The sequence below is a fragment of the Arthrobacter sp. JCM 19049 genome, from assembly GCF_001310435.1.
In genome coordinates this window covers 1-2,039 of sequence record NZ_BAXF01000395.1, presented here as the reverse complement: position 1 = coordinate 2,039, position 2,039 = coordinate 1, and the positions used below count along the sequence as shown (strand labels likewise).

Genomic DNA, 2,039 nt, shown 5'->3' with positions numbered 1-2,039 from the left:
GCCGCGGCGCGGCATCGGGCCCACCCTGGCCGACTGGCTGAACGCCTCTGAGGTGCAGCACGTGATCTACTCCAGCTGCAACGCGGTGAGCCTGGCCAAGGACCTGCGGCGCATGGACCGGTTCACCGCCGTCGAGGCACGGGTGATGGACATGTTCCCGCAGACCAACCACTATGAGGTGATTGTGCGCCTGCAGCGCCGCCCCCGCACGGCGGACAACAGCTAGCGGTCCAGGATCATGGTGCGCTGGTCGAGGCGGTGAATGATCTCATCGACCATGTGCGGGTCCACCCCCGGTTCGTTGCGCGCCCGCAGCAGCTCGTTGCGGGCCGCGTCCAGCGCCTGGCTCTGCAGGGAATCGGAGATGTGGATCAGCTTGCGGTACTTGGCCATTTTCTGCCCGTGCAGGGTGTCGCTTTCCACCTGCGACTCTTCGCTGAGCAGCAGGGTGTGCAGCGTCTGCAGCCGGCGGGTCACCAGCTCCCGGTAGTCATCGGGCAGCCTGTCCAGGTCCGGGGAGGCCTTCAGGGTCTCCATCGCGGTGTGCTGTGCCCGGTTGGCCAGCTTGCGCCGCTTGCGCCCCAGCAGCTCCACATTGTCCTGGATCTTCAGCACCCGCATCAGCGCCGGCAGGGTCAGCCCCGGGATCACCAGCGTGGTCAGCAGCACCGCGCAGGCGGTGACCACCGCAAAGTTCCGGCCTTCGATCGCCTGCCCGGCCGCGTCGCTGACCGGCAACGCGAGCGCCAGGGCCAGGGTTGCCAGCCCGCGCATCCCGCACCAGGTGAGCACCAGCGAGTCCTTGGCGGCGGACATGCCCTGCGCCCGCACGTGCGGCAGGTAGTAGGTGGCGAAAATCCAGGCCAGGCGCACCAGGATCACCACCGCACAGATCAGGCCACCTGCGGGATGAAGGTCAGCAGGTGCGCGCCCTCCTCGATGACCACCCGGTTCATCTCAATGCCCATGAACCGAACGCCAGGCCCGTGGCCAGCATCTCCAGCACTTCCCAGAACGCGGTGCGGGTCAGCCGTTCACGGGAGTCCTGTGGGCGGGCCCGGCGGCCCAGCTCCAGCGCCGTGATCACCACCGCGATCACCCCGGAGGCGTGCACCTCCTCGGCCAGCAGGTACACCGCATAGGGGGCCACGAGCGTGGCCGCGCAGCGGGCCACCAGGTTCGGCACGAAGCGGTTCATTGCCCCGACCAGCCAGGCCATTGCAATGCCCAGGATGGTGGCGGCCGCGGCGCCGAGCACGAACTGCGGGATGATTTCCAGTCCCACGTCGGTGCGGTTGATGGTGGCGTTCACCGCCAGCTGGAAGATCACGATCGCCATCGCGTCGTTGAACAGGCCCTCGGTCTCCAGCAGCGAGGTCAGCCGGCGCGGCATCTTCACCTTCGTGGCAATCGCGTCCACGGACACCGGGTCCGGCGGGGCGACGATGGCGCCCAGCGCGATGGCCAGGGGCAGGGACAGCAGCGGCACGAAGGCCCAGACGGTGGCGGCCACGGCGCCGGCGGTGACCACGATCAGCAGCACCGCCATGCGGATCAGCGTGCGCCAGCGCAGCCGGAAGACCGACCAGGAGCTGCGTTGGGCGGTGGCGAACAGCAGCGGCGGCAGGAACAGCGGCAAGATCAGTTCGGGGTCGATGTGCAGGGTCGGCATGAACGGCAGGAAGCCGGCCACCAGCGCGGTCAGCAGCATCAGGATCGGATAGGGCAGTCCGATGCGTTCGGAAACTCCCACCACCAGCACGGTGACAAAGAGCAGGGCGACGGTGAGGAGGAAGAATTCCATGACACCTCAAATCCTAGTTGTCACACGATCAAATGTAGTTGATTTTCATCAACTTTTTTCCGTGTCGGTCCGCGGGTGGCAGGTCGCCTAGAGTCCGCCGTGGCCCAGCAGTGGGGCCAGCGCATCCCATTCGGCGATCGCGCAGCCGTTGCTGCGCGTAAAGGAGGTTTTCACTGCGTTGCCCCGGTGGGTGCCGGTGACCACGGCCCGGTCCGGCCCGCCGTACTGCTCGGTG

General features: G+C 67.4%; 2 protein-coding genes and 1 pseudogene. 1 reads left to right on the top strand and 2 read right to left on the bottom strand.

From position 1 onward, the window contains the following. Nucleotides 1–226, top strand: a pseudogene (locus JCM19049_RS12610) (23S rRNA (uracil(747)-C(5))-methyltransferase); the annotation flags it as partial. Here the strand turns inward: JCM19049_RS12610 and JCM19049_RS20775 are convergent. Together JCM19049_RS20775 and JCM19049_RS20770 are read right to left on the bottom strand one after the other, a co-directional pair. Next, the gene (locus JCM19049_RS20775; protein WP_279403145.1) at nucleotides 223–885 is read right to left on the bottom strand and encodes a hypothetical protein; all 663 of its coding nucleotides are present in this window, start codon (nucleotides 883–885) and stop codon (nucleotides 223–225) included. The pseudogene JCM19049_RS12610 and the gene JCM19049_RS20775 overlap by 4 nt on opposite strands. 67 nt (nucleotides 886–952) lie before the next feature. Next, on the bottom strand, nucleotides 953–1,804 hold the full coding sequence (locus JCM19049_RS20770) for a sodium:proton antiporter (protein ID WP_279403144.1): 852 nt from the start codon (nucleotides 1,802–1,804) through the stop codon (nucleotides 953–955). Between the last annotated feature and the right edge of the window lie 235 nt (nucleotides 1,805–2,039).

What these genes read in the sequence shown, in the direction of transcription:
- JCM19049_RS20770 (WP_279403144.1), bottom strand. Translation starts at nt 1,804, where the DNA reads ATGGAATTCTTCCTCCTCACCGTCGCCCTGCTCTTTGTCACCGTGCTG.